Annotated in this window: 20 protein-coding genes and 2 tRNA genes; 18 read left to right on the forward strand and 4 right to left on the reverse strand. The window is 68.6% G+C overall.

Features of this window, described 5'->3' with window-relative positions:
* Positions 1 to 1,216 (reverse strand): FAD-dependent oxidoreductase (locus ABFD52_02780; GenBank protein ID MEN6559688.1); only part of this gene is annotated, 1,216 nt, incomplete at its 3' end.
* Positions 1,217 to 1,342: 126 nt separating this feature from the next.
* Between ABFD52_02780 and ABFD52_02785 the strand changes: the two genes are divergently transcribed.
* From ABFD52_02785 to mscL, 4 genes are all read left to right on the forward strand, one after another.
* Positions 1,343 to 2,248: a phosphatase PAP2 family protein gene (locus ABFD52_02785; GenBank protein ID MEN6559689.1), complete on the forward strand. Its 906-nt coding sequence runs from the start codon at positions 1,343 to 1,345 to the stop codon at positions 2,246 to 2,248.
* A gap of 113 nt (positions 2,249 to 2,361) precedes the next feature.
* Positions 2,362 to 3,444 (forward strand): type IV pilus twitching motility protein PilT, encoded by a 1,083-nt coding sequence (locus tag ABFD52_02790; protein ID MEN6559690.1) that lies wholly within the window; start codon positions 2,362 to 2,364, stop codon positions 3,442 to 3,444.
* 40 nt (positions 3,445 to 3,484) lie between these two features.
* Entirely contained in the window at positions 3,485 to 5,512 is a 2,028-nt protein-coding gene (locus ABFD52_02795; protein MEN6559691.1) for a beta-L-arabinofuranosidase domain-containing protein, read from the forward strand.
* Positions 5,513 to 5,568: 56 nt separating this feature from the next.
* Positions 5,569 to 5,967, forward strand: a complete 399-nt coding sequence (gene mscL, locus ABFD52_02800) for a large-conductance mechanosensitive channel protein MscL (protein MEN6559692.1) — start codon at positions 5,569 to 5,571, stop codon at positions 5,965 to 5,967.
* A 34-nt stretch (positions 5,968 to 6,001) separates the two neighbouring features.
* Here the strand turns inward: mscL and ABFD52_02805 are convergent, their stop codons facing one another.
* Positions 6,002 to 7,114, reverse strand: coding sequence for a BamA/TamA family outer membrane protein (locus ABFD52_02805; GenBank protein MEN6559693.1), 1,113 nt, complete (start codon positions 7,112 to 7,114; stop codon positions 6,002 to 6,004).
* A gap of 189 nt (positions 7,115 to 7,303) precedes the next feature.
* On the opposite strand from ABFD52_02805, the gene ABFD52_02810 reads away from it, so the two are divergent.
* From ABFD52_02810 to ABFD52_02820, 3 genes are all read left to right on the forward strand, one after another.
* Positions 7,304 to 8,425: a saccharopine dehydrogenase C-terminal domain-containing protein gene (locus ABFD52_02810; GenBank protein MEN6559694.1), complete on the forward strand. Its 1,122-nt coding sequence runs from the start codon at positions 7,304 to 7,306 to the stop codon at positions 8,423 to 8,425.
* Positions 8,426 to 8,445: 20 nt separating this feature from the next.
* A complete protein-coding gene (locus ABFD52_02815) occupies positions 8,446 to 11,211 on the forward strand; it encodes a hypothetical protein (protein ID MEN6559695.1) in 2,766 nt (921 codons plus the stop codon).
* Positions 11,212 to 11,336: 125 nt separating this feature from the next.
* Entirely contained in the window at positions 11,337 to 12,413 is a 1,077-nt protein-coding gene (locus tag ABFD52_02820; GenBank protein ID MEN6559696.1) for a D-cysteine desulfhydrase family protein, read from the forward strand.
* Here ABFD52_02820 and thrC read toward each other — a convergent pair.
* Complete coding sequence (gene thrC / locus ABFD52_02825) at positions 12,410 to 13,627, reverse strand: threonine synthase (protein MEN6559697.1); 1,218 nt, start codon at positions 13,625 to 13,627, stop codon at positions 12,410 to 12,412. The two genes, ABFD52_02820 and thrC, sit on opposite strands and share 4 nt — an antisense overlap.
* Before the next feature lie 131 nt (positions 13,628 to 13,758).
* Here thrC and tadA point away from each other — a divergent pair, with 131 nt between their 5' ends.
* The 7 genes from tadA (at position 13,759) to ABFD52_02860 (ending at position 19,526) form a co-directional block, all read left to right on the forward strand.
* A complete protein-coding gene (gene tadA / locus ABFD52_02830; protein MEN6559698.1) occupies positions 13,759 to 14,214 on the forward strand; it encodes a tRNA adenosine(34) deaminase TadA in 456 nt (151 codons plus the stop codon).
* Positions 14,215 to 14,298: 84 nt separating this feature from the next.
* Positions 14,299 to 15,573 carry a hypothetical protein gene (locus ABFD52_02835; protein MEN6559699.1) on the forward strand — a complete coding sequence of 425 codons (1,275 nt, stop codon included), beginning with the start codon at positions 14,299 to 14,301 and terminating at the stop codon, positions 15,571 to 15,573.
* A 58-nt stretch (positions 15,574 to 15,631) separates the two neighbouring features.
* Positions 15,632 to 15,723, forward strand: a tRNA-Ser gene (locus ABFD52_02840).
* A 14-nt stretch (positions 15,724 to 15,737) separates the two neighbouring features.
* Positions 15,738 to 16,772, forward strand: coding sequence for a homoserine dehydrogenase (locus ABFD52_02845; protein MEN6559700.1), 1,035 nt, complete (start codon positions 15,738 to 15,740; stop codon positions 16,770 to 16,772).
* 109 nt (positions 16,773 to 16,881) lie between these two features.
* Positions 16,882 to 16,973 (forward strand) — tRNA-Ser (locus ABFD52_02850).
* Positions 16,974 to 17,003: 30 nt separating this feature from the next.
* A complete protein-coding gene (gene rocD, locus ABFD52_02855; protein ID MEN6559701.1) occupies positions 17,004 to 18,209 on the forward strand; it encodes an ornithine--oxo-acid transaminase in 1,206 nt (401 codons plus the stop codon).
* A gap of 123 nt (positions 18,210 to 18,332) precedes the next feature.
* A complete protein-coding gene (locus ABFD52_02860) occupies positions 18,333 to 19,526 on the forward strand; it encodes a DUF6600 domain-containing protein (protein MEN6559702.1) in 1,194 nt (397 codons plus the stop codon).
* On the opposite strand, the gene ABFD52_02865 is transcribed toward ABFD52_02860, so the two are convergent.
* Positions 19,523 to 20,383 carry a DMT family transporter gene (locus ABFD52_02865; GenBank protein ID MEN6559703.1) on the reverse strand — a complete coding sequence of 287 codons (861 nt, stop codon included), beginning with the start codon at positions 20,381 to 20,383 and terminating at the stop codon, positions 19,523 to 19,525. The two genes, ABFD52_02860 and ABFD52_02865, sit on opposite strands and share 4 nt — an antisense overlap.
* Positions 20,384 to 20,499: 116 nt before the next feature.
* Here ABFD52_02865 and dnaX point away from each other — a divergent pair, with 116 nt between their 5' ends.
* From dnaX to nifJ, 4 genes are read left to right on the forward strand one after another with little or no spacing between them, the layout of a single operon-like run.
* Positions 20,500 to 22,206: a DNA polymerase III subunit gamma/tau gene (gene dnaX, locus ABFD52_02870; GenBank protein MEN6559704.1), complete on the forward strand. Its 1,707-nt coding sequence runs from the start codon at positions 20,500 to 20,502 to the stop codon at positions 22,204 to 22,206.
* A complete protein-coding gene (locus tag ABFD52_02875; GenBank protein MEN6559705.1) occupies positions 22,203 to 22,514 on the forward strand; it encodes a YbaB/EbfC family nucleoid-associated protein in 312 nt (103 codons plus the stop codon). Before dnaX ends, ABFD52_02875 begins: the two co-directional genes overlap by 4 nt.
* Complete coding sequence (recR, locus tag ABFD52_02880; protein MEN6559706.1) at positions 22,514 to 23,119, forward strand: recombination mediator RecR; 606 nt, start codon at positions 22,514 to 22,516, stop codon at positions 23,117 to 23,119. Before ABFD52_02875 ends, recR begins: the two co-directional genes overlap by 1 nt.
* 45 nt (positions 23,120 to 23,164) lie before the next feature.
* Positions 23,165 to 26,683, forward strand: coding sequence for a pyruvate:ferredoxin (flavodoxin) oxidoreductase (gene nifJ / locus ABFD52_02885; protein MEN6559707.1), 3,519 nt, complete (start codon positions 23,165 to 23,167; stop codon positions 26,681 to 26,683).
* The last annotated feature ends 301 nt before the right edge of the window (positions 26,684 to 26,984 follow it).

Raw genomic sequence — 26,984 nt, forward strand, 5'->3', positions numbered from 1 at the left:
TCTTGCCAGAGAAGATGGCCGCCGAGGCCTCGGCGATCTCCTCGGCGTCGCCGGCGGCGAAGGCCGTCAGGCCGAACTCGCGGGCCTTCTCGTAGAACTCGTTGACCGGGTCGAGCCCGACGGCGATGAGCAGGGTGTCGCAGGCGAACGAGCGCTCCGTGCCCTTGACCGGGCGGAAATTCCCGTCGACGCGGGCGATCGTGACCGACTCGACGGACTCCGCGCCGTTGGCGCTGACGACGGTGTGCGAGGTGTAGACCGGCACGCCCAGCCGGACCAGCTTGTCCCGGTGGACCTTGTAGCCGCCGCATTCGGGCAGCGCCTCGACCAGGCCGACGACGGCGATGCCGGCCTGCAGGGCATGATACCCGGCGATAAGCCCGACGTTGCCGCCGCCGACGATGAACAGGCGCTCCGTCGGCTTGACCAGGTCCCGGTTGACCAGGGTCTGGAAGGCGCCGGCGCCGTAGACGCCCGGCAGGGTGTTGCCCGGGAAGGCCAGGTTCTTCTCCCGCGCGCCCGATGTCACCAGAAGGACCTCGGACTCGATCAGGACGTAACGCCGTCCCCCGGCCAGCACGCCGACCTTCCGGTCGCTGTAAACGGCCAGGGCCGTGCTCTGGAGCCAGACCCGGACGGCCGGAAAGGACCGGACGTCGCTCTCCAGGCGCGTGGCGATATCGATGCCCCGCGTCCCGGCGTAGACGGCCTCGATGGAGCCGAAGAAGCGATGCGTCTGCAGGACCAGCTTGCCGCCGAGGCGGTGCTTGTCGTCGATAAGGAGCGTCTCGATTCCCCGGCGGCCCAGCTCGATCGCGGCCGAAAGGCCGGCCGGCCCGCCGCCGATGATCAGCACCGGCACGCGGACCGTTTCGACGGCCCGGGCCGCGGCGCCGCCCGCGGCCGCGACGCGCGGCAGCTCGGGCAGCCCTTCGACGGGATCGACCCTGAGGCCGGGCCGGACGAGCTCCATGCACGATTTCACGGGGATGCCGTCGGCCAGGACCAGGCATTGGGCGCACTGGCCGTTGGCGCAGAAGATCCCCTGCGCGGCGCCGTCCCTGGCGTGGTGGCCGAAGATGCGGACCCCGGCCGCGAACAGGGCCGAGGCGACGGTCTCCCCCTCGAAAGCTTCGAGGGCCTGGCCCTTCCAGGTGAAGGGGACCTTGGATCGGGAGGGGATGGGCAGGATGGGATGTTGATCGATGCGGTACATTTGACGATGCTCGCTCCTTAGGCCTCAACGGGCGGACCGGCAAAGGCCGTTATTATAACACAGGGGCCGGGTGCAAACATCCGCTCGAGACGGTGTATAATCTCGGACATGCCGCCCTTGAAAAGGATGGTTCCCGGCGCGGCGGCGGTCCTCGTCTTCGTCGGGCTGTCCGCTTCGGGCTGTCGGGCTTTCGCCGCGCCGGCCCAGGCCGAGCCGGCCGCCACGGAAACCACGGGCCCGGCCGGGAACTCGACCGATCGCCTGACGCTGAAGCAGGCCGGGAAGGAATTCCTTCACGATGCGGGCCGGATCTGGTCGGCTCCGGCCCGGCTCCGGACGAAGGACATCGCGCCGGTCTTCGCCCTGGGGGTCGTTGCGGCCGCCCTCGTCGCCGCCGACGAGGCCACCCGCGGCCGCGTCCAGTCCTACGCGGAGCGGCATCCGTGGGTCGGCGACGTCAGTCCCGTGGTCACGGAGCTGGGCGGGCCGATCGGCTTCGCCGCCGCGGGCGCGTTCTTCGGCGCCGGGCTCGTTTTCAAGAACGCCCGGGCGCGGGACACGGGCTACCTGGCCGCCGACGCCGTCCTGCAGAGCTTGCTCGTCGATGCTCTCCTGAAGGGCCTGAGCGGCCGCCGGAGGCCTTGCGCCGCCGGCGGCGTTGACCATTGGTCCGGGCCCGGGGCTTTCTTCAAGCGCTTCGGGACGGGCGGGGGCGATCTCTACGAATCCTTCCCCTCCGGACACACGGCCGCGGCCTTCGCCCTGGCCACGGTCGTTTCTCTCCGGTACCGGCATTCCTTCTGGGTTGGGGCCGCGTCCTATTCCGTCGCCGCCGCCGTCGGGCTGTCCCGGATGGCCATGGACAGGCATTGGCTTTCGGACGTCGTCGCCGGCGCCGCCATCGGCCATCTGGTGGCCCGGCTGGTCGTCCGCAACCACGACAGGCCGCGGCGCCTGGTCCCCGCTCTCGCGGGCGTCCGGGGGGGACTCGCGCTCTGTCTCTCCTATGACTCGGGCCCGTTCGACCGGTGAACCCGGCCCGCCCGGGCCATCCTCCCGAAGGGTGAAGGCGATTTCATCCCGGGCGGTGTTGCGCCCCGGCGGCCCGCTCGCCTATCATGCCCCCTTTCGGGAAAGGCAGGATCATGACCTTCAACGACCTCCTCCAGCGCATGATCGAGCGCAAGGCCTCGGACCTTCACCTCATCGCCGGCCTGCACCCGGCCCTGCGCGTCCACGGCGAGCTGGTGCCCCAGGAAGACGTCGAGCGCTTCACGCCCGAAGGCATCCGGGAGTTCATCTTCGCCGCCCTGACGACCCATCAGCGGGACGCCTTCCAGAACGACCCGGCCAGCCGCAACGAGCTCGATTTCGGCTACGGCATCCCCGGGGTCGGGCGGTTCCGGGTCAACGTCCATGTCAGCCGCGGCAGCGTCGCGGCGACGGTCCGGGCCCTGGCCGACCGCATCCCGGCCCTCGAGGACCTGGGCCTGCCGCCGGCCGCCGCCGAGTTCACCAGGGCCAAGCGGGGCCTCGTCCTGGTCACGGGTCCGACCGGCTCGGGCAAATCGACCACGCTGGCCGCCCTCGTCGACACGATCAACCGGACCCGGCGGGACCACATCCTGACGATCGAGGACCCGATCGAGTACATCCACAACTCCAAGATGTCCTACGTCACCCAGCGCGAGGTCGGGAGGACGGGAGACACCCTGTCGTTCGGCAACGCCCTGAAGTACGCCCTGCGCCAGGATCCCGACGTCATCCTCATCGGCGAGATGCGCGATTACGAGACGATCGGCATCGCCATCACCTCGGCCGAGACGGGCCATCTCGTCTTCGGCACGCTCCACACCGCCAGCGCGGCCCAGACCGTCAGCCGCATCGTCGACGTCTTCCCGACGGACCAGCAGCCGCAGGTCCGGACCCAGCTGGCCTCGACCCTCGTCGGCGTCGTTTCCCAGGTCCTGCTGCCCCGCAAGGACGGCAGCGGCCGCGTCGCCGCCTGCGAGCTGCTGATGGCCAACCCGGCCGTGCGGAACAACGTCCGGTCGGGCAAGGTCGAGGCCATTTACCAGTCGATCCAGACCTCGGCCTCCGAAGGCATGCAGACGATGGACCAGTCGCTCATCAAGCTCTGCCGCGAGGGGCTGATTGACTACGAAGCGGCCAAGCCCTATATTTACGAGCGCACGACCCACGAAACGATCAGGGCCCGGGTCCACTAGCCGCGACCCCGGGCAGAACCCGGGTCGGCGGAGCACGATCATGAGGAATCTCGTCATCCCGGCCGTCCTCCTGGCGATCGTTTTCCTCCAGGCCCGGCTGGGCTCGCCCGCCGAGCGCCCGGCCCCGCCGCAGGCCGCGGTCGTCGCCCGGCCTCCGGCCGAGGCGCCGAACTCGCATTACCCGTCGAACCGGCCCCCGCTCGCGACAAGCCCGCTGGTCAAGCTGCCGATCGGGGCGGTCCAGCCGCGGGGCTGGCTCATGGCCCAGCTCCAGCTGATGCGCGACGGCTTCACCGGGCGGCTGGCCGAGGTCAGCCGCTTCATCGGCGACGACAGCGGCTGGATGACCCTCAAAGGGAAGGGCTGGGAGGAGATGCCGTATTGGCTCAAGGGCTACGGCGATCTCGGCTACCTGCTCAAGGACGCGGCCATGGGGCGGGAGACCGAGCGCTGGCTGCAGCAGGCTTTCAAGTCGCAGGCCCGGGACGGATACTTCGGGCCGGCCGACAACCGGGGCGCGAGCGACCTCTGGCCGAACATGGTCATGCTGGCGGCCCTGCAGAGCTTCTACGAGGCGACCGGCGACCGCCGGGTCCTGTCCCTCATGAGCCGCTACTTCCAATATGAATTCCATCTTCCCGCCGAGGAGCTCCTGCCGGGGAGCTGGCAGAAGCTCAGGGGAGGGGAGAACCTCGAGAGCGTCTACTGGCTCTACAACCGGACCGGCGAGAGCTTCCTGCTCGACCTGGCCAGGCGGCTCTTCGCCCGGACCTCGGACTGGACCTCGCCCATCCTCAGCCCGTCCCGGGACCGCGACTGGGCCGAGAGCGGCTTCTATCACGGCGTCAACATCGCCATGGGTTTCCGCCAGCCCGGGATCTACTATCAGCAGACGGGCGATCGCAGCTTGCTCGAGGCCGTCGAGCGGAACTACCGCCAGGTCATGAGCGCGTACGGCAGCCAGCCGGGCGGCATGTTCGGGGCGGACGAGAACATCCGGCCCGGCCACGGCGATCCCCGCCAGGGCGCCGAAACGTGCACGATGGTCGAGTTCATGGCCAGCTTCGAATCCCTGCTCCGGATCACGGGCGATCCGCTCTGGGCCGACCGGGCCGAGGACGTGGCCTTCAATTCCCTGCCGGCCTCCATGACCCCCGACCTCAAGGGACTCCACTACCTGACCGCGGCCAACATCATCTCCTGCGACGGCAGCGGGGAGCACGATTTCCAGAACGGCGGGACGCTGGTCTCGTTCGACCCCTGGAGCTACCGCTGCTGCCAGCACAACGTGGCCTTCGGCTGGCCCTATTTCGCCGAGAACCTGTGGCTGGCCACCGCTGACAACGGCCTGGCGGCGGCGCTCTACGCGCCGTCCGAGGTCCGGGCCAAGGTGGCCGAGGGAGCCGAGGTGGCCATCGCGGAGGACACCGCCTATCCGTTCGAGGACCAGGTGCGCCTGTCGCTCGCCTGCGACCGGCCGGTGGCCTTCCCGCTCTATCTTCGCCTGCCCGGCTGGGCCAGGAGCGTTCGCATCTTCGTCAACGGCCGGCCGGCCGGGAAGGAGCTTGCCGGCGGCGGCTTCGCCGTGCTGCGGCGGACCTGGCGGCACGGCGACCAGGTCCGGATCGAGTTCGCCGCGCCGATCGAGATCGTAGACTGGCCGTCGCTGCGGGGCGCCGTCTCGGTCAGGCGCGGTCCTCTCTGGTACGCCCTTCGGATCGGGGAGAAATGGCAGAGGTGCGGCGGCTCCGAGGAATGGCCGGCCTATGAGGTCCTGCCGACGACCGCCTGGAACTACGGCCTGGTCCTCGAGGGCGCGGACCGCGGCGCCGCCGTCCGCCTGGTCTCCCGGACCTTCCCTCCCTTCCAGCCGTTCGAGCCGGCGGCGGCCCCGCTCGTGCTCAGGGCCAGCGCCCGGCGCGTGCCCGCCTGGCAAGCCCAGGGGCGGATGGCCGGCCTCGTCCCTCCCAGCCCGGCCGGGGGAGAGGGGCCGGTCGAGGAGGTCGAGCTCATCCCCATGGGCTGCGCCCGGCTGCGGATCTCCGTTTTCCCCACGGTCCAGGATTGACTTTCCTGCCCGCCATCGCTTATAAGGAGGCGGGAATCCCAAAGCAGGAGGTCCGGATGTTCAAAGAATTCAAGGAATTCGCCATGCGCGGGTCCGTCCTGGACATGGCCGTGGGCATCATCCTGGGCGGCGCCTTCGGCGCGATCGTCTCCTCGCTGGTCAACGACGTGCTCATGCCGCCGATCGGCCTTCTTCTCGGCAGGGTCGATTTCTCCAAGCTGTCCCTGGCCCTGTCGGACACGGTCAGCCTGAACTACGGCAGGTTCATCAACACGATCATCACCTTCGTCATCGTGGCCTTTTGCCTCTTCCTGGTCATCCGGGCCATGAACCGGCTGCAGAAGAAGGCCGAGGCGCCGGCCCCGGCGCCGACGACCAAGGATTGCCCCTACTGCGCCACGGCCGTCCCGATCAGGGCCGTCCGCTGCCCGCACTGCACCTCAGAGCTGAAGTGACGCGGGGGCCCGGGCGGGCGGAAGCCCGGTGCGGTCAGAAGGCTTCCTGGGCGGTGACGTAGAGGCCGAAGCTCTCTTTGCCCCAGGCCATGTCCAGGCGCACGGTGGTGCCGTCGCGCTTGCTGATCACGTAGCGCATGCCCGTCCCGACGGAGAACTTGAGGTTTCCGCCCCCGAAGCGGGCCAGCCCCGGAAAGACCTGGGCCATACCGGCGAATCCGACGAAGCCGATGCGGTTCGAGATGAGGGCCCGGTACTCGGCCTGGACGATGGCCATCGCCTTGTCCCGGAAGCGTCCCCTATAGTAGCCGCGGAGCAGCGTGTCGCCGCCGAGCAGGGCCAGCTTGTAGAAGGGGACATCGCCCCCCGTCGACAGGACGTATCCCTGGAGGGCCAGGACCCGGTCCTCGCCCAGAGGCAGGTACTTGCGGAGATCGAGCTTGAAGCGGCTGAAGGAGAATTGGCTGCCGGCCATCGCGCTGTAAGAATCGGCAGTGAGCTGGAGGTAGGCGCCCCGCCGGGGGAACATCGAGGCATCCCGGGTATCCCAGTTCAAGCTGGCCCCCAGGCCGGCCAGCATCCCGCCGCGGCTGCCAGTGATCGTCCCCGAGTCGAGCAGGCCGCCCGGCGCGACCTTCTCGATCGTCGTGTTCTCGAAGTCGAACTGGATGCCGCAGTAGAGGCCGCTCAAGATGCGCCGCCGGATCCCGAACTGCGCCTGGACCGTCAGGGGCGTGTACGACTCCTCGGCGGTCGAGGCCGTGTCGTCGCCCAGGCCGTAGAAATGCTGCGGCGTCCGCTCGAAGCGGAGGCTCCCGGCCAGGCAGAAATCGTTGCCTTCGAGGTAGATCTCGGGCTTGATCAGGATGTTGAACTGCTTCTCCAGGCTGTACGTGCCGTAGGCCCAGACGCTCGATGTCCGGGTCCCTTCCTTGTGGCGGCCGACCCGGAAGGTCAGGACGCCGCCGCCGCCGAAGGCCAGCTTGGTCTCTGGGGTATAGTACAGGAACGGGATGCCGACGATCTTCGATTTGTACGCGGCCTCGGGCGCGGACGCGGGCGGGTCCGCCGCGGCCGCGCCCGGCGGATAAAGGCAGAGGCCGGCGGCGAGGAGAGCGGCGAGCCGAAGGAGCCTCGTTGTATTCATCTTGCAGTCGTCCCGGAAGTGCGTATGATATCGTCCGGCCGTCCGGCGGTCAAGGCGCATGGCCGGCGATGCCCCCATAAAGGGGGGCGCCCCGTCTTGGCCGCGGAAGATCCGGCCGCCAATGGATTGAAAGTCCGCGCGGCCTGGGATATAAGGTCCTTATTGAAAATAGCTTTTTGAGGAGGCATCGTGAAAAACGTCGTCGTCCTGGGAGCCGGCATGGTCGGCCGTGTCATCGCGCTCGATCTGGCTTCCGATTTCAATGTCACGGCTGTCGACGTCAGCCCCGGCAATCTGGCCAAGCTCGGGGGAACGGCCGTCGCGACGCGGCAGGCCGACCTCTCTTCGCCCGCCGCGATCCGGAGCGCCGTCGCCGCCGCGGATCTCGTCGTCGGCGCCGTTCCAGGCTCCATGGGCTTCGCCACCCTGCGCGAGACGATCGCCGCCGGCAAGAACGCCGTCGACATCTCGTTCTTCCCCGAGGACGCCCTGGCCCTGGACGAGGCCGCCCGCGCGGCCGGCGTCACGGCGGTCGTCGACTGCGGCGTCGCCCCGGGCATGGACAACCTGATCCTGGGCTACCACGCCGCCCGCATGACGGTCCGGCGCTTCGCCTGCTACGTTGGCGGCTTGCCGTTCCGCCGCGAGTTCCCGTTCGAATACAAGGCGCCGTTCTCGCCGGCCGACGTCATCGAGGAGTACACCCGTCCGGCCCGATACGTCGAGAACGGCCACGTCGTCGTCAGGCCGGCCCTCTCTGACGTCGAGCACCTGGACTTCCCCGAGATCGGCACTCTGGAGGCCTTCAACTCCGACGGCCTGCGCTCGCTGCTGACGACCATGGCGGTCCCGAACATGATCGAAAAGACCCTCCGCTACCCGGGCCACGTCGAGCACATCCGGGCCCTGCGTGACAGCGGCTTCTTCGGCACCGGGGAGATCGATGTCCGGGGCTCGAAGGTCCGGCCGCTTGACGTCACCTCGGCGATCCTGTTCAAGCATTGGCATCTTCACGAGGATGACGACGAGTTCACGATCATGCGCATCATCGTCGAGGGCCTGGCCGGCGGCCGGCCCCGGCGCGTTCAATGCGACCTGTTCGACCGCCGCGACCGCAAGACGGGCTTTTCCTCGATGGCCCGGACGACCGGGTTCCCCGCGGCCGCCGCAGCCCGGCTGGCGCTGGCCGGCCGGCTGGGGCGGAAGGGCGTCCTGCCGCCCGAGCTCCTGGGCGCCGACGAAGGCGCCTTCCGGGCGGTCATGGCCGACCTGGCGGCCCGCGGAGTCATCTATCGCACGACCGAGAGCTGATCCCGACAAGGAGTTTCCCGATGAGACCACAGCGTTCGATCTCCCGCCTGATCCTGCTCGCGCTCGCGGTCGGCGCGGCCGGCCTGGCCGCCGAGCCGGCGGCCGCCGCGAAGGCTAAGGCCCCGGCCGGCCTCGACCCGGCGCTCGTGCTGAAAGGACTCGAGGTCCGGGCCATCGGCCCGGCCCGGCAAAGCGGCCGGTTCGTCGATTTCGCCGTCCCGGCCGGGCGGCCGCATACCTTCTACGCGGCCTCGGCCTCGGGCGGCCTGTGGAAGACCGAGAACAACGGCCAGACCTTCGAGCCCCTGTTTGACCGCGAAAAGACTTTTTCCATCGGCGACATCGCCGTGGCCCATTCGAACGCCGACGTCCTCTACCTGGGCTCAGGCGAGGCCAACAACTCCCGCTCGACGTACTGGGGCGACGGGGTCTACAAGTCGGTCGACGCCGGCAAGACCTGGATCAACGCGGGGCTCCGGGAGTCGCATCACATCGGGCGCATCGTCGTCCACCCCTCGAACCCGGATATCGTCTACGTGGCCGCCCTGGGACACCTTTATTCCGACAACCCGGAGCGGGGCGTCTACAAGACCGTCGACGGCGGCAAGACCTGGGCCAAGGTCCTGGGCGTGGTCGTGGACGGCCGGGCCGTCGGGGCCGTCGACCTGGTCATGGACCCGGGCGACCCGGAGACGCTCTACGCGGCGACCTATGACCGCTTCCGGCGGCCCTGGACGTGGGGCATCGGCGGCCCGGGCTCCGGCGTCCACAAGACCGCCGATGGCGGCAGGACCTGGACCAGGCTCGGCAACGGCCTGCCCTCCGGCGTCATCGGCCGCATCGGCCTGGCAGTGGCAGCCAAGGATCCCAGGATCGTCTACGCCGAGATCGAGAACGCCAACAAGCCCGGGATGCCGGCCGAGGAGCGCTATCTGGAAGTGCTGGCCGGCCGGTCAAGCGAGGGCATGATCGACGGCGAGATCTACCGCTCCGCCGACGCCGGGGCGACCTGGACCAAGGTCAGCCCGGAGAAGAGGTCCATCGGCGGCAATCCCGGGTATTATTACGGCCAGATCGTCGTCGATCCCAGCGACGCGAACCTCGTCTACATCCTCAGCGTCGGCGTCCTGGCCAGCAAGGACGGCGGCAAGACCTGGATCGCGCCGTTCCGGTTCGGCGGCGACAATCACGCCCTCTGGATCGATCCGGCCGACAGCCGGCACATGCTGCTCGGCTACGACCACGGCCTGGGCGTGACCTGGGACGGCGGGAAGAACTGGTACCATCCCGATTTCCTGCCGCTGGCCCAGTTCTACGCCGTCGATTACGACACGTCATATCCTTATCGCGTCGCCGGGGGGCTGCAGGACAACGGCAACCTCATGGGCCCCAGCACCAGGGTCGGAGGCGGCGGCTACGGCGGCGTGCCTCCCGTCCGGCTCGAGGATTGGTTCGACCTGGGCGGCGGCGACGGCATGTACAACGTCTTCGACCGGGTCACCAACCGGACGATCTACACCGAGTCCCAGTTCGGGCCCCTGGCCCGGATCGACCTGGTGACCGGCGAGGAAAAGGACATCGCCTACCAGCGGCTGAAGCCCGAAACGCGCTGGAACTGGTGCTCGCCGATCCTCGTCTCGGCCCACGACCACGAGACGATCTATCATTGCGGCAACATCGTCGTCATGTCGGCCGACCGGGGCGAGTCCTGGAAGGAGATCAGCCCCGACCTGTCGACGAACGACCGGTCCAAGCTCACTGTCGACGGCCGGGGCGGGGACGGCAACATCCAGTACTGCACCATCACGACGTTTGACGAATCGCCGCTCGTGCCCGGCCTGCTCTGGGCCGGGACCGACGACGGCAACGTCTGGGTCACCCGCGACAACGGCAAGGCCTGGACCAAGCTCAACGACCGGATCCCCGGCCGCCCGGGCTTCTGGGTCAGCCGGGTGGCGGCCTCGCCGTCCGACCCCGGCACGGCCTATGTCTCTTTCACCGGCCTGCGGAACGACGATTTCCGGCCCTTCCTTTATAAGACGACCGACTACGGCGCGACCTGGACGTCCCTGGCCGCGGGCCTGGCCGAGGGCCCGGTCAACGTCGTCCGCGAGGATCCCAGGAACCCCGCCCTCCTTTTCGCCGGAACGGATTTCGGCGTCTACGTCTCGCTCGACGGCGGCCGGGCCTGGTCCAAGATGGGCGCTGACATGCCGACCCAGCCCGTCCACGATCTCAAGATCCAGCCGCGGGAGTCCGACCTGATCATCGCCACCCACGGGCGGGGCGCCTTCATCGCCGACATCAGGCCCCTCGAGGAGCTGACGCCCGACATCCTGTCCGGGGACGCCCGCCTGTTCGCCGTCGGTCCCAAGGTCCGTTGGACCGGCCAGGACCGGCGGGTCTCGGCCAGCTCGAACTTCGCCGGCCCGAGCGAGCGCGCGGGCATGGCCATCTCCTACCTGCTGAAGGCCGAGCCCAAGCAGGGCGTCAAAGTCCAGATCTACGCCGGGGCCATGCTCCTCAACGAGGTCGCCGCGACGTCCAAGATCGGGCTGAACACCGTATATTGGAACATGACCGGGCGGCGCGAGCGCACCCCCGAGGAGAAGAAGGCCGCCGAGGAGGCGGCCCGCCGGGCCCGCGAGGCCGGGTACGGCGCGGCCGCGGGCGATCCGGGCTACGCCTCGTTCCCGGTCCAGCCCGGGGATTACCGGATCGTCCTGACGGTCGACGGGCAGTCCCAGGCGGCGACCGGCACCGTGCTCCCGGACCCGCGCTACTGATAAGTCCGTCAGGATGTCGGGACGGCGGCGCCCCGGGCGAACCCGGCCCAAGGGATCACTTTAGATCGGAGGCGGGCCTTTTATCCGAGGCCCTTATCTGATACGCTATCCGCCGGAGGTGGGTCATGCCTTACAAGGTCCCGGACGTGCTCGACCGCGTCGACCGGTTCCCCCGGGTGGAGATCATCTGCCGCCCGACGCCCGTCCGCAAGCTGGAGCGGCTCTCGGCCCGCCTCGGCGGTCCCGAGATCTTCGTCAAGCGCGAGGACCTGACGGGCCTGGCCTTCGGCGGCAACAAGTCGCGCAAGCTCGAGTTCATCATCAGCGACATGCTGGTCAAGAAGGCCGACGTCGTCATCACCTGGGGCAGCCTCCAGTCCAACTGGTGCATGCAGACCGCGGCCGCCGCCCGGACGTTCGGCATCAGGCCGGTCCTGATGCTGTTCAAGCCGGCCGAGGCCGCGGCCACGGCCGACGGGAACGTCCTGCTTGACGTCCTTCTCGATGCCGATCTTCGCATCCTGGAGGCCGAGAAGGGCAAGTCAGTCAAGTCGGCCCAGGCCATGGACGTCCTCGACGAGGCCGGACGGGAGGTCCGGGCCCAGGGCCACCGGCCGTACCTCGTGCCCGTGGGCGGCTCGCTCGTCCGGGGCGACATGGACAAGCCGCTCGGCGCGATCAGCTATGTCGCCGCCTTCGCCGAGCTCCTCGAACAGACCCGGGCCCTGGACGCGGAGCCGGATTATGTCATCCATGCCACGGGATCCGGCGGAACGCAGGCCGGGCTCGTCGTCGGGGCCCGGGCCATGAGCGCGGGCTGCCGCGTCATCGGCATCAGCGTCTCCGACCCGAAGGGGCCCTTCTCGGACGACGTCCTGGAGATCGGCCGGGCGGCCGACGAAGCGCTGGGCCTGGGCCTGGGGATCATGGCCGAAGATGTCATCGTCTTCGACGAATACCTGGGCGAGGGCTACGGCGTGGTCGACAAGGCGGTGGCCGAGACCATCCGCCTTGTTTTCCAGACCGAGGGCATCGTCCTCGATCCAGTTTACACGGCCAAGGCCATGGTCGGACTGCGGGACCTGATCAAGACCGGATTCTTCAAGCCGAGCGATAAGGTCCTGTTCCTGCACACCGGCGGCACCCCGGCCCTCTTCCCCAACCGGGACAAGCTCTTCAACCTGCTCGTGAAAAAGCCTTAATCCGTCCGGCACAGACGGGCCAGCCCGGATTCGAGCCCCTCGAGGTCCAGCCGATGGACCTCGATGCGGGCCGGATCGAGCAGGTGCGGGGTCTTCAGCCCGCTTCCCGTGAGGATGAGGACTATCCCGCCGTCCCCGGGCCGGACCAGTCCGGCGGCTGCCAGCTTCTTCACCGCCGCCAGCGTCGTCGCCGATTCCGGCTGGCAGAACAGGCCCTCCTCCGCGGCCAGCTCGCGCTGGGCGCCGAGCATCTCCTCGTCGGACACGGCCGTCAGAAGGCCGCCCCGCTCGCGGACGAGGCGCAGCACCGCGTTGCCGCCCGGCGGGGCAGGGTTGGCGATGGCGTGGGCGATGGTCGGTCCCGCCTCGATCCGCTCCCAGCGGGGGAGCCCCCGCTCGAAGGCCCGGGCGAGCGGAGCGCAGCGGGCGGCCTGGACGCCGACGATCTGCGGATAGGCCCTTATGATGCCCTCGCTCTCGAGCTCGGCGAAGCCGCGCATCAGCCCCAGCAGGTGGCCGCCCGAACTGAGGGGGACGACGACCGTGCCGGGGGCGCGCCGGCCGAGCTGCAGGCAGATCTCGAAGGCCGTGAGCTTGTATCCTTCCAGGCGATAGGGATCGATCGAGTTCATGAACGGGATGCCGAGCTTCCGGCCGAGGACCAGGCTGGCTGCGAAGACGGCGCCGTAGTCGCCCTTCACGGCGATCAGGCTGGGGCCGAAGACGCCGGCCCCGAGCAGGCTCGCCGCCGAGGTCCCTTCCTTGAGCAGGACGAATGTCCGCAGCCCGGCCCGGGCGCCGTAGGCCGCCGTCGAGGCGGCCATGTTCCCGGTCGAGACCGTGCCGATCCGTCCCGCGCCAAGCGAGACGGCCTTCTGGACGGCCACCGCCGTGCCCCGGTCCTTGAAGCTCGCGGTCGGGTTCTGGGCCTCGTTCTTGGCGAAAAGACCGGGCAGGCCGAGCCGGGAGCCCAGGCGCCCGAGGGGAACGAGCGGGGTCGAACCCTCGCCCAGGCTCAGGGCCGGGTCGATCCGCTCGAGGGGCAGGAAATCGGCGAACCGTTCCAGGGCCAGGGCCCGGTCCTCGCGGATGCGACGGCCGCCCGGACGGCCGGAGGGGGCCACGAACAGCGGGCCGCCGCAATTCGGGCAGAACGGGGAGAAGGGGTCGCGCGCATCGAGCCCGCCGCAGGCCAGACATTCGAACCGGTCCATGGTCATGCTCCTTCGGATGGACGGCCGGGATTATAATCCGAAACGAGGGCCGTGCCTATGCCTCCCGGAACCGGGCCCGGCCGCGGCGGCGGTTTGCAGCGGCTCGGGATCCGGGGTAGAATCGTCTGGGCATGGACGACGAGAGGATCATGAAGGCCGCCCTGGCCGAGGCGGCCAAAGCGGCCGGCAGGGGAGAGGTTCCCGTCGGGGCCGTCGTGGCCCGCGACGGCCGGATCCTCGCCCGCGGCTCGAACCGGCCGGTCGGCGCCCTGGACCCCACGGCCCACGCCGAGATCGTCGCCCTTCGGCGGGCGGCCAGGCGGGCCGGGAACTATCGCCTGCCCGATTGCGACCTGTTCGTGACCCTCGAGCCCTGCGCCATGTGCCTGGGGGCCGCGGTCCAGGCCCGGGTCCGGCGTCTCGTTTACGGCGCGGCCGACCCCAAGGCCGGAGCGGTCTTGTCCGTCATGACCTTTCCTTTCGAGCGCCTGAACCATCGCCCCGAGGTCGTCGGGGGCGTCCTGGCCCGGGAATCGTCGGACCTCCTCCGGTCGTTCTTCCGCCGCCGCCGCACTAGCCGCCGCTGACCGGCCGCGCCTGCGTCGGGCCGGCCCCCGCCGGTTGACAGCGACCCCCCGGGAGCGCATGATACGGGACGGATGGGGCGAGCGATGAGGACCCACGCCGTCGCGGCCTTCGCTTTATTATCCGCTCTCTGCGCCGGCCCCCACGCCTATCCCGTGCCCGGGCAGTTCCAGCACGCGACAGGGACGGTCAACGTCGAGGTCCCGGTCCGTGTCTTCGACGGCGACCGTTTCGTCGACGGCCTGGGCCTCCAGGACTTCGAGGTCTTCGAGGACGGCCGGCCGCAGAAGGTCGCCGCGCTCTATCTGGTCCGCGGGCCGGACATGGAACAGAAGGGGACCGCGAACCCGCCGGCCGAGCCCGGGCCGCACCGGGGCCGGACGATCGTCCTGCACTTCCAGCTGGCCGAGCCCAATCCCAAGCTCGACGAAGCGGTGGATCACCTCGTGTACCGTGTCCTCGGGCCGGAAGACTCGCTGACCGTCATCACGCCCCGAGGGACGTACGCCTACGATCCGGCGGCGGTCGCCCGCCGGCCGAGGCCGGACATCGCCCGCGAGCTCAAGGGCCGGATCCGCAAGGACGTCGTTGCGGAAAGCTCCGAGCTGCGCCGGCTGGCGGGCGATCTTCGGGACGTCGAGCGGAGCTCCGTCGACGCCGACGAGAAGCTGGCCCGGATGTCCGAGATCCAGCGGCAGATCCGCGACCGGGTCTCGATCACCCCGGGGTCCCTGCGCCGCCTGGCCGGAGCGCTGAAGGCCCTGGAAGGGCAGAAATTCGTCTTCATCTTCTATGAGCGGGAGACCGTCCGCGACGCGTCGTCCGGCGGCTTGGGCGGCGGCGGCTTGCCCGCGGCCGAAGGCCAGCTCGGCGACATGGCGGCCACCGAAGCGCGGCGGACCCCGACGGTCGGGCCCGCGGAGATCGAGCGGGCCTTCTCCGACGCCTCCGTGACCGTCCATTTCATCTATCTCACCCGGCCCGGTCGGAACGCGGCGGGCCTCGGCGTCGAGGATCAGATGGGCGAAGAGCCGGGCGTCAAGTCCGGCACGGCCCGGCCGGGCCCGAACGGCCGGGCTGCGGACATCTCGGCCGGTCTCTTCGCGGCCTTCCGGGAGATGGCCGAGACGAGCGGCGGCGTCGCGGTGTCGTCGGCCAGCGCCATCGCCGGGTTCAAGGCCGCGGCGGCGGCGACCGGGAATTACTATCTCCTGTATTACGCGCCGGACGAATATCGCCCCGACGGCCGCTTCCACGCCATCGAGGTCCGGGTCAAGCTCCCGGGCTGCCGCGTCACGCATCGGGCCGGCTACTTCGCCGATCGGGGGCCCGCCGCCCGCGAGAAGGGAAGCGAGGGCTAGGCAAGGCGGCCGTTTTCGGCTATAATCCGGTGACTTCTCGTGAGCCCCGAAATATCGCGGAGAGGTGGCCGAGTGGTTGAAGGCGACGGTCTCGAAAACCGTTATCTCGAGCGATTGGGATCGCGGGTTCGAATCCCGCCCTCTCCGCCATTGACATCCTGCCGATGAAGTCGATCCCGCTCGTCGTCACCGGCTTCGGCCACGTCGGCAGGGCCTTCATCTCGCTCCTCCGGGAAAAAGGTGAGGACATAAAGCGCCGCTACGGCTTGGGCTTCGACATCCTGGCCGTGGCCCGGGCCGAAGGCTGTTTCCACAGCGGCGATCCCCTCGACGTCCGCCAGATCTCCCGCGGGGGCGATGCCTGGACGGACGGCAATCCCTGCTGGGCCGAGGGCCTCTCGGTCGTCGACGTCCTCGGAGGTCAGGACCCCGGCGGCGCTCTCGTCGAGTGCACCCTGTCCGACCTCCAGACGGGGGAGCCCGGGCTGGGCTACATCTCGGCCGCCTTCCGGGCGGGCTGGCACGCCGTGGCGGCCAGCAAGGGAGCCCTGGTCATCGGCCTGCCGGAGCTGAAGGCGCTGGCGGCCGAGAACGGGGTCTTCCTCAAGTTCAGCGGGGCCACCGCCGCCGCTCTGCCGACGGTCGACGTCGGGCTCTTCTCCCTGGCCGGGACCAGGATCGAGGGCATCCAGGGGATCCTCAACGGCACTTCGAACTACATCCTGACCCGCATGAGCGAGGGGCTCGAATACGACGAGGCGCTCAGGGAAGCCCAGGACCGCGGCATCGCCGAGCCGGACCCCGCCCACGACGTCGGGGGCTGGGACTCCGCCTGCAAGATCCTGCTGATCACCAACGCCTGCCTGGACGCGGCCTATGTGCTGAAGGACGTCCGGGTGACCGGCATCACCGAGCTGGACGCCGGCTTCGTCCGTTCGGCTGTCCGCGAGGGACGCCCGGTCAAGCTGCTGGCCACAGCCGCGCCGGGCCGCAAGGGCGGCCGCTGGAGCCTCGACGTCCGGCCCTCGCTCATCGAGGCTTCCCATCCGCTGGCCCACGTCAACGGCACAGAGAAGGGCATCACCTTCCTGACCGATTCCATGGGCTCGGTGACCGTGACCGGAGGCCGGTCCAATCCCCGCGGCGCCGCCGCGGCCCTGCTCAAGGACCTCATCAACATCTATCGCCCGCCCTTCTGAGGCGGGATCGCTTATTAAAAGAAAGCCTTTCGGCCCGGCGGGCGCGTTGACCGGAAGCGTCTTTTCTGGTAAGGTGAGCGTCTCCAGAACGTCAGTTTTCCGGAGACGCGGAGAGGTGTCCGAGCGGTTTAAGGAGCACGCTTGGAAAGCGTGTGTGTGCCGTAAGGTGCACCGCGGGTTCGAATCCCGCCCTCTCCGCCACTCGAACGCCCGGGCATAAGGAGCCGAACCATGGACAGCAAGGACCTCATCCAGATCGAAGACCTCTACGGAGCTCACAACTACCATCCCCTCGATGTCGTCGTCAACAAGGCCCAGGGGATCTGGATGTACGACGTCGAGGGACGCAAGTACCTCGACTTCCTGAGCGGCTATTCGGCCGTCAACCAGGGCCACCGGCACCCCCGCATCGTCAAGGCCCTGATCGACCAGGCCCGCAAGCTGACGCTGACCTCGCGGGCCTTCCGCAACGACCAGTGGCCCATGCTGGCCAAAGAGCTCTGCGACATGACGGGCTACAACATGGTCCTGCCCATGAACTCCGGCGCTGAAGCCGTCGAAACGGCCGTCAAGGCGGCCCGCAAATGGGCCTGCCTGAAGAAGGGCCTGGCCCAGGACACGGCCGAGATCATCGCCTGCACCAACAATTTCCATGGCCGCACGGTCACGGTCATCAGCTTCTCGACCGACGAGGATTATCGCCGGGACTTCGGCCCCTTCACCCCCGGCTTCCCGATCGTCCCGTTCGGCGACGCCGAGGCCCTGGAAAGGGCCATCACCCCCAACACGGCCGCCTTCCTCTTCGAGCCCATCCAGGCCGAAGCCGGCATCCTCATGCCGCCCGACGGCTTCCTGAAGCGGGCCGCGGAGATCTGCAAGAACCACAACATCCTGTTCATCGCCGACGAGATCCAGACCGGCCTCGGCCGGACCGGGAAGCTCTTCGCCTGCGACTACGAGGGCGTCCGGCCCGACATGGTCATCATCGGCAAGTCCCTGGGCGGCGGCTGCTATCCCGTCTCGGCCGTCCTGGCCGACCGCGAGATCCTCGGCGTCTTCCAGCCGGGCCAGCACGGCTCGACCTTCGGCGGCAATCCCCTGGCCTGCGCCGTGGCCCGGGAGAGCCTCAGGGTCATCAAGGACGAGAAGCTGGTCGAGAACGCCGCCGAGCGGGGCGCCTACTTCGTGGAAAAGCTCCGCAAGGTCCGCAGTCGCCATATCAAGGAAGTCCGCGGCCGCGGCCTGCTCATCGGCGTCGAGCTCCATCCCGCCGCCGGCGGCGCCCGCCGCTTCTGCGAGGAGCTGATGAAGGAGGGGCTGCTCTGCAAGGAGACGCACGAGAACGTCATTCGCTTCGCCCCGCCCCTGACCATCAGGGATAAGGACCTCAATTGGGCCCTCAAGCGCATCAAGACCGTCTTCAAAAGGCTGGCCTGAGCCGGACAACCCTGACCCGGCGGCTGTCCGCTTTTAGGGACGACGGGCCTGGCCGGCCCCTGGCGTGATGCCGGGAATGCCCGTGGCATGTTCCTTGCATCGAACGGGTCGTGGAGGACGAAGATGAAGAAGACGACCGGTTTCCTGCTCCTGGCGGCATTCCTGGCGGCGGCGGGCGCGGCCTGCATCGTAATTCCGTACGACGAATCCGACCGCCCGGCCGGGCCGAACGAAGGCGCTTATGACAACGATCAGGGCCGCTACAGCGATCTCGACAGCGCCTACTTCTACGACGAGCTGCAGCCCTACGGCGCCTGGGTTTCCTGCCGGCCCTATGGGTACGTCTGGATCCCGGGGGACGTCGGCTACAGCTGGCGTCCCTATACCCGGGGCCACTGGGCCTGGACCGATTACGGCTGGACCTGGGTCTCGATCGAGCGCTGGGGCTGGATCGCCTTCCATTACGGGCGCTGGGGCTGGGACCGGGCCCTGGGCTGGTTCTGGGTCCCCGACATCGTCTGGGGGCCGGCCTGGGTGGCCTGGCGCTGGGGCGACGCCCACATCGGCTGGGCCCCGCTGCCGCCGGGCTCCGACTTCGTCCCGGGGCGGGGCTTCGGCCGGCGCCAGTGGGACATCCCGGGCGACCGCTGGAACTTCGTCCGGGGCCGGGATTTCATGGACCGGACGATCGACCGCCGGGTCCTGCCGCCCGAACGCAACAGGACGATCATCGACATGACCCGTTTCGAGGTCAATATCGACGAGCGTGACCGGCGGGTGTTCGACGAGGGCGTCGACGTCGACCTGGTCCGCCGCCAGACGAACCGGGCCATCGACCGCTACACCCTCAAGGACGCCACCCGTCCGGGTCCGGCCCGCGAGGAGGGCCGGGACCTGGTCGTCTCCAAGCCGGCCGTCAGGCGCAACGATTCGGCCAAGCCGAAGCGGACCATCGACCAGGCCACGGCCGAAAAGGAGCTCGGCCCCGAGGCCTCCAGCCGCATCTACCGGCGGACGCCGCGGCGCGAAGAGGAAGCCCTGCGCGAGGAGCACTTGAACGAACAGCGGCTCCTGAAGGACAGCCAGGAGGCCGAGCTCAGGGCGGTCGAGACAAAGGCCAGGGAAGAGGGGGCCAGGATCCAGAGCCCGGAAGAAAAGAGGAAGGTCGATGATCAGGCTTCGAGCCGCGTCTCGGAGCTGAAGAGGCGCCACGAGCAGGAGAAGGCCGACCTCGAGAAGCGGCAGAAGACCGAGGAGAAGAAGGTCCAGAGGACGCCGGTCCGCCGCAAGACCGCGGCCGAGCCCGAAAAACGCTAGCCCCGAGGCCGGGCCCGGACAGTCGCGGCCAGGGCGGCGGCCAGCACGACCGCCCCGCCGGCCGCCCTTCTCAGGGACGGGCGCTCGTTCAGGAAGACCAGGGCCAGACCGATGCCGTAGACCGGCTCGAGCGAGCTTAGAACGCTCGCCGTCCGGGCCCCGACCCCCTTGATCCCGTCGATGAACAGCGTATGGGCGGCGGCGGTGCAGACGATCCCGAGAACGGCGAGAAGCGCCCAATCGCGGCCGGAGCGGGGGAGGCCCGCGCCGAGGGCGGCGGGCGCGAGACAAAGGCCGGCGAACAGGTCCTGGACCAGGGCGACCACCGGGCTGGGGTGCCGGGAAGCCAGGCTCCGGTCGAGGACGGACAGGACGGAGAAGGTCAGCCCGGCCCCGAGGCCCCAAAGGACGCCTCTGACGACGGCGTCGGAAGGGTCGAAACCGGGCACGATCAGGGCGATGCCGAGAACGCAGAAAAGGGCGTACAGAAGGCTTTCCGGCTCCCAGCGCTCCCGCGTCATCAGGGGCTCGAGGAAGGCCGTGAAGACGGGGAAGCTCGAATAGGCCAGGAGCCCGACGGCCACCGAGGAGACCTGGACTGACTTGAAGAACATCGTCCAGTGGGCGGCCAGGACCAGGCCGCAGGCCGCGAGCAGGAGGAGGTCGCGGCCGGGCCTGATCCGGAGGGATGCGCGCCGGGCGGCCAGGACGGCGGCCAGGGCGGCGCAGGCGAAAACGACCCGGCCGAAGACGATGACGACCGGGGCCAGGGCCAGCCACTTCCCGAACAGGCCGGGGAAGCCGAAGAGGAAGACGGCCAGATGGATCTCGGCGAGACTGCGGCGGCGCGGCGGCACGGCGCCATTATATTCTTTTTTTATTGGAACCAGGTCGGATTTGTGCTAAGATAATTCTTACTTTTTAGGGGAGAACGGCAGGTTTTCCTCTCCCGTCCCCGGACGGCCGAAATCCAATGTCCTACGAGATATTTGCGCGGAAATACCGCCCCTGGAAATTCGAGGAGGTCGTCGGGCAGCAGTCCGTCGTCCGGACCATCCAGAACGCCATCGCCTCGGGCCGCATCGCCCAGGCTTACCTCTTCTCGGGCGTCCGCGGCACGGGCAAGACGACCATGGCCCGCATCCTGGCCAAGGCCCTGAACTGCGCCGACGGGCCGACGCCGCATCCGTGCCCAGACCGGGACCATCCCTGCCAGTTCTGCAAGGCCATCCACGAGGGCAGCGCCATCGACGTCATCGAGATCGACGGCGCCTCGAACCGCAAGGTCGAGGAGATCGAGCCCATCCGGGAGATGGTCAAGTACAAGCCGGCTTTCACCCGGACCAAGGTCCTGATCATCGACGAAGTCCACATGCTCTCCGACACCGCCTTCAACGCCCTGCTGAAGACGCTCGAGGAGCCGCCGCCGAACACCGTCTTCATCTTCGCGACGACGGAGTTCAACAAGGTGCCGGCGACCATCGTTTCGCGCTGCCAGCACTTCGAGTTCCGCAAGATCTCCCACAAGGACATCATCAACCACCTCGTCGAGATCACGAAGAGGGAGGGCATCACCATCACGCCGGCCGGCCTGGCCCTCATCGCCGAGGCCGCCGACGGCAGCATGCGCGACGCCCAGAGCCTGCTCGACCAGGCCGTGGCCTTCAGCGGCGAGAACATCGGCGACGAGGAGCTGAAGACGATCCTGGGGACGATCGGCCAGGACCTGCTCCTGCGGTTCTCGGCGGCCGTCCTCGACGAGAAGCCGGGCCAGGTCTTCGCCCTCGTCGACGGCGTCGTCGCGGCCGGCCTCGACCTGCGCTTCGTCTTCGGCAAGCTCATCGAGCACTTCCGGGCCCTGCTCCTGGTCCGCTCGGTCGAGAGGCCGGAGGACTTCCTGGCCGTCAGCCCGGAGGGCCTGGCCGCGCTGCGGGCCGAGGCGGCCAAGGCCGGCCCCGAGGACCTGCTCCGCTACCTGCTGGCCCTGCAGCAGGCGGAGCCGGGACTGAAATACTCCACGACGCCGCGCATTTATTTCGAGGCGTTCTTCGTCAAGCTCTGCCATTTCCGCAAGATCGTCCCGCTCCGGGAGCTCATCAGGGAGGTCGAGTCCCTGAAGGAGGCCCCGGTCCGGACGCCCGGCCGGCCGGGACAGGCGCCGTCGCCCGCCCCGCGCGCCGCCGGCCCCGCGGCGGCCGCCCCGGGTCCCGTTGCCCCCGCTGCCCCTGCGGCCTCCACGGTCCCGCCGAAGCCGGCCGGGCCGGCCCCGAAGGACGTCTTCACCCGCGTCCTCGAGAAGCTGGCCGTGGACCGGGCCCCCCTGGCAGCCATGCTGGGGCAGTATTCATCGGTCATGATCAGGGACAACGCGATCGAGGTCTCGTTCGCCAGCGGGCGGGGCTTCTTCATCACCAGCATCCAGGACAAGGACATCCGGGCCGTCGAGCGCGCCGCCTCGGACGTGCTGGGACGGGACGTCAAGGTGCGCTTCGCCGAGGAGAGCGCCAGCGGCGGCGGCCCCCTGCGGCCCGGGCGCGAGCTCGAATCGGCCATGAAGGACCCGGGCGTCCAGTTCTTCATGAACACGTTCAAGGCCCAGGTCCTGTCGGCCGACCCGGTCGCCGCTTCGCGCGAGGCGGCGCCGGCCAAGGGCCGCGGACCGACGGAGAAGGACTCATGAAGAACGTCATGGACCTCCAGAAGATGCTCAGGTCGGCCCAGGAGATGCAGGACCGGCTCCAGAAGGAGCTGGCCAGCCTGAGGGTCGAGGGCTCGAGCGGCGGAGGCATGGTCACGGTCGTCCTCGACGGCCACAAGTCGCTGCAATCCCTGCGCATCGACCCCGAGGTCGTGAACCGCGACGAAGTGGAGATGCTCCAGGACCTCGTCGTCGCCGCCTTCAACGACGCCGCGGCGAAGGTCGACGAGGCCCTGGCCCAGAAGCTCGGCGGGCTCGGCGCCGGACTGAAGATCCCGGGGCTCGGCTGATGTTCGAATACGCCCAGCCGCTCCACGACCTCATCGAGGAGCTCCGCCACATCCCCGGGATCGGGGCCAAGACGGCCCAGCGCATCGCCTTCTACTTCCTCGGGCTGCCGGCCGAGGACACCGACCGGCTGGCCGAGGCCATCCGGGAGGCCAAGCGCAAGATCTTCTACTGCAGCCGCTGCAACAACATCACCCATGTCGACCCCTGCCTGATCTGCGCCGACGAGCACCGCGCCGACGACATGCTCTGCATCGTCGAGGAGCCGTTCAACATCTCCTCGATCGAGCGGACGGGGGCCTACAACGGGCGCTACCACGTCCTGCTCGGCGCCCTGTCGCCGCTCAAGGGGCGGGGGCCCGACGAGCTCCGCCTGGGCAAGCTGACCAAGCGCATAGAAGAAGGCGCATTCAGGGAGATCATCGTCGCCACGAACCCGACGGTGGAAGGGGAGGCCACGGCCCTCTACCTCCTCCGCGTGCTCAAGGACTACGGCATCCGCATGACCCGGCTGGCCATGGGGCTGCCGGTCGGCTCGGACCTCGATTTCGCCGACCAGGTGACCATCAAGAAGGCCCTGGAGGGCCGGACCGAGCTCAAGGATTAGCCCGCAACGTCGCCGACGACGTTGGACATAACGAAGGAGTTGGACATGATCAAAAAGAACATGCAGACGATCGACGGGAATACCGCGGCGACCCACGTCGCCTACGCGTATTCCGAGGTGGCGGCCATCTATCCCATCACTCCGTCCTCGACGATGGGCGAGCTGGCCGACGAATGGTCCGCCCGTGACCGCCGGAACATCTGGGGCCAGCGGGTGGACGTCGTCGAGATGCAGTCCGAGGGCGGCGCCTCCGGCGCGGTCCACGGCTCGCTCTCGGCCGGGGCGCTGACGACGACCTTCACGGCGTCGCAGGGCCTGATGCTCATGCTCCCGAACATGCACAAGATCGCCGGCGAGATGCTGCCGACCGTGTTCCTCGTCTCGGCCCGCTCGCTGGCCTGCCAGGCCCTCTCGATCTTCGGGGACCACAGCGACGTCATGGCCGCCCGCAACACGGGCTTCGCCATGACCTGCGCCGGCTCGGTCCAGGAGGCCCAGGACCTGGCCATCGTGGCCCACCTGGCCACCCTGCGGACGCGGATCCCGTTCCTCCACTTCTTCGACGGCTTCCGGACCTCCAACGTCATCGAGAAGATCGACGTCGTCCCTTACGAGACCCTGGCCGAGCTTTTCGAGCCCCAGTACCTCGACCAGTTCCGCAAGCGCTCCCTCAATCCCGAGCGGCCGATGCAGAAGGTCGGCCAGGAGGCCCCGGACGTCTACTTCCAGGGCCGCGAGACCGTCAACAAGTACTACGACGAGTGCCCGGGCCTGGTCCAGCACTACATGGACAAGGTCGCCAAGGCCATCGGCCGCCAGTACCACCTGTTCGATTACTTCGGCGACCCGCAGGCCGAGAACATCATCATCATGATGGGCTCGGGCGCGGAGACCGCCGAGGAGACCATCAACTACCTGAACGCCCGCGGCGCCAAGCTCGGCCTGATCAAGGTCCGCCTCTACCGCCCCTTCGACGTCAAGGCCCTGCGCGCCGCCCTGCCGGCGTCGGTCAAGAGGATCGCCGTCCTCGACCGGACCAAGGAGCCCGGCTCGATCGGCGAGCCGCTCTACCTCGACATCGCCGTGGCCCTGGCGGGCAGCCCGATCAAGGTCATCGGCGGCCGCTACGGCCTGTCCTCCAAGGACTTCACGCCGGCCCAGGTCAAGGCCGTCTATGATCACCTCGCCGGCCGGGCCACGCACGGCTTCACCGTCGGCATCATCGACGACGTCACGCACACGTCGATCCCGGTCGGGCCCGTCCTCGACACCGAGCTGCCCGGAACGGTCCGCTGCAAGTTCTTCGGCTACGGCTCCGACGGCACGGTCGGCGCCAACAAGAATTCGATCAAGATCATCGCCGACAACACGGACATGTACGGCCAGGGCTACTTCCAGTACGACTCGAAGAAGTCCGGCGGCGTCACCATCTCCCACCTCCGTTTCGGCAAGAACCCGATCCAGTCCGAGTATTACCTCAACACCGTCGATTTCATCGCCCTGCACAAGCCGTCCTACATCGGCCGGCTGGACATCCTCGAGGGTATCCGCGAAGGCGGGACCTTCCTCATCAACGCCGACTGGAAGGCCTCCGAGGTCTTCGATCACCTGACCGAAGACATGCAGCGGACGATCATCGACAAGAAGATCAAGGTCTACACGATCGACGCCTACAAGATCGCCGAGGAGCTCGGCCTCGGCCTGCGCATCAACTCGATCATGCAAGCCTGCTTCTTCAAGCTGTCCGGCGTCCTGCCCGAGGAGCAGGCCATCACGCTGATGAAGAAGGCCGTCGAGAAGACCTACGGCCGCAAGGGCAAGGATGTCGTCCAGATGAACTGGAACGCCATCGACCAGGCCGCCTCGTGCCTGGAAGCGGTGCCCGTCCCGGCCAAGATCTCCAAGTCGGCCCCGATGGTCAAGGTCGTCCCGGACGGCGCCGACGCCTACGCCAGGGAGGTCATCGAGCCGGTCCTCCGCTTCAAGGGCGACCTCCTGCCGGTCTCCAAGATGCCCCTCGACGGGGCCACGCCGACGGCCACAGCCCGGCTGGAGAAGCGCGGCATCGCCGTCGAAGTCCCGAAGTGGCTGCCCGAGAACTGCATCCAGTGCAACCAGTGCTCCTTCGTTTGCCCTCACGCCGCCATCCGGGCCAAGCAGATCGCCCCGGCCGACCTCAAGGCCGCGCCCGCCGGCTTCACGGTCATCAAGTCCAACACCAAGAACGACCGCGATCTCCAGTACCGCGTCCAGACCTACGTCGAGGACTGCGTCGGCTGCGCCGTCTGCGCCGAGGTCTGCCCGGCCAAGGTCAAGGCCCTGGCCATGGTCCCGATCGCCGAGCTCCGCGCGGCGGGCGAGACGGAGAAAACGGAGTTCTTCGACGCCCTGCCCGACAACGTCCTCGACGGCGTCAAGACGGACACGCTCAAGGGCAGCCAGTTCCTGCGGCCCCTCTTCGAGTTCAGCGGCGCCTGCGCCGGCTGCGGCGAGACGCCTTACCTCAAGCTGGCCACCCAGCTCCACGGCGACCGCATGATCGTCGGCAACGCCACGGGCTGCTCTTCGATCTACGGCGGCACGTTCCCGACCTGCCCCTACTCCCAGACCACGGAAGGGAAGGGCCCGGCCTGGGCCAACTCCCTCTTCGAGGACAACGCCGAGTACGGTTTCGGCATGCGGCTGGCGGTCGACGCCGACCGGAAGCTGCTGGCCGCCTCGATCGACGCGGTCCTGGCCGCCGGCACGACGCCCCAGCTGACCGACGCGCTGGCCAAGATGAAGGGCCTCTGGTCCTCGACCGGCGACGAAGCCAAGGCGGCGGCCAAGGCCGTCCTGGCCGCCCTGCCGGCCGCGGCCAAGGCCGACGGCGGCAAGAGCCCGGCCCTGGCCAAGATCGTCGAGCTCAAGGATTTCCTGGTCGACAAGAGCGTCTGGGCTATCGGCGGCGACGGCTGGGCCTATGACATCGGCTACGGCGGGCTCGACCACGTCCTGGCCATGAACCGCAACGTCAACGTCCTGGTCCTCGACACCGAGGTCTATTCCAACACGGGCGGCCAGGCGTCCAAGTCGACGCCGCTCGGCTCGGTGGCCAAGTTCGCCGCCTCGGGCAAGAGGACGACCAAGAAGGACCTCGGCCGGATGGCCATGACCTACGGCTACGTCTACGTCGCCTCGGTCGCCATGGGCGCCAACATGAACCAGTGCCTCAAGGCCTTCATCGAGGCCGAGGCCTATCCGGGCCCCTCGCTCATCATCGCCTATTCGCCCTGCATCAACCACGGCATCGACATGAGCAAGTCCCAGGCCGAGCAGAAGCTGGCCGTCGAAACGGGCTACTGGACCCTCTACCGCTTCAACCCCCTCCTGGCCCAGGAGGGCAAGAACCCGTTCCAGCTCGATTCCAAGGAGCCCAAGCTCGAGTACGAGGCCTTCCTCAAGAACGAGGTCCGCTACAAGACGCTCGTCCAGCAGAATCCCGAGATCGCCAAGGAGCTCTTCGGCCGGGCCGCCGAGTTCTCCCGGAAGCGCTACGAGGCCTACAAGAAAATGGCCGAATAGCGGCCGTCGCCACGACTTCCGAGCCCCGGAAGGGCCGGCCCTTCCGGGGCTTTTTTTTGGCTGTTCTCCAGATTCCGGCGAGCACCTCTCTCCGGCTTCGCTCGGGATATGCCTCTGGCTCCACGGCCCCTCCGGGTAGCGGGAAGCGGACTCCTGGCAGCGACCTGAATATCTAAAGAAGCACTTTCTGAAGATATCTCTCAGAAGCATGGCTCCGAGTCGCTCCGCCATGCTTCTGATGGTCGCTCCGAGGACTCCGCTCCCTGCCATACATCCCTGGCCGCCTCGAGAGGTTTCCCGG

This window comes from Acidobacteriota bacterium (assembly GCA_039683095.1).
In the GTDB taxonomy this organism is placed as follows: domain Bacteria; phylum Acidobacteriota; class Aminicenantia; order Aminicenantales; family Saccharicenantaceae; genus RBG-16-66-30.

Bases quoted from the DNA above. Each gene is read 5' to 3' on its own strand.
- mscL (MEN6559692.1), top strand. From the start codon at position 5,569: ATGTTCAAAGAATTCAAGGAATTCGCCATGCGCGGGTCCGTCCTGGAC.
- ABFD52_02845 (MEN6559700.1), top strand. From the start codon at position 15,738: ATGAAGTCGATCCCGCTCGTCGTCACCGGCTTCGGCCACGTCGGCAGG.
- ABFD52_02785 (MEN6559689.1), top strand. From the start codon at position 1,343: ATGGTTCCCGGCGCGGCGGCGGTCCTCGTCTTCGTCGGGCTGTCCGCT.
- ABFD52_02805 (MEN6559693.1), bottom strand. From the start codon at position 7,114: ATGAATACAACGAGGCTCCTTCGGCTCGCCGCTCTCCTCGCCGCCGGC.
- ABFD52_02860 (MEN6559702.1), top strand. From the start codon at position 18,333: ATGAAGAAGACGACCGGTTTCCTGCTCCTGGCGGCATTCCTGGCGGCG.
- nifJ (MEN6559707.1), top strand. From the start codon at position 23,165: ATGATCAAAAAGAACATGCAGACGATCGACGGGAATACCGCGGCGACC.
- ABFD52_02820 (MEN6559696.1), top strand. From the start codon at position 11,337: ATGCCTTACAAGGTCCCGGACGTGCTCGACCGCGTCGACCGGTTCCCC.
- ABFD52_02875 (MEN6559705.1), top strand. From the start codon at position 22,203: ATGAAGAACGTCATGGACCTCCAGAAGATGCTCAGGTCGGCCCAGGAG.
- dnaX (MEN6559704.1), top strand. From the start codon at position 20,500: ATGTCCTACGAGATATTTGCGCGGAAATACCGCCCCTGGAAATTCGAG.
- tadA (MEN6559698.1), top strand. From the start codon at position 13,759: ATGGACGACGAGAGGATCATGAAGGCCGCCCTGGCCGAGGCGGCCAAA.
- thrC (MEN6559697.1), bottom strand. From the start codon at position 13,627: ATGGACCGGTTCGAATGTCTGGCCTGCGGCGGGCTCGATGCGCGCGAC.
- ABFD52_02815 (MEN6559695.1), top strand. From the start codon at position 8,446: ATGAGACCACAGCGTTCGATCTCCCGCCTGATCCTGCTCGCGCTCGCG.
- ABFD52_02835 (MEN6559699.1), top strand. From the start codon at position 14,299: ATGAGGACCCACGCCGTCGCGGCCTTCGCTTTATTATCCGCTCTCTGC.
- ABFD52_02790 (MEN6559690.1), top strand. From the start codon at position 2,362: ATGACCTTCAACGACCTCCTCCAGCGCATGATCGAGCGCAAGGCCTCG.
- rocD (MEN6559701.1), top strand. From the start codon at position 17,004: ATGGACAGCAAGGACCTCATCCAGATCGAAGACCTCTACGGAGCTCAC.
- recR (MEN6559706.1), top strand. From the start codon at position 22,514: ATGTTCGAATACGCCCAGCCGCTCCACGACCTCATCGAGGAGCTCCGC.
- ABFD52_02795 (MEN6559691.1), top strand. From the start codon at position 3,485: ATGAGGAATCTCGTCATCCCGGCCGTCCTCCTGGCGATCGTTTTCCTC.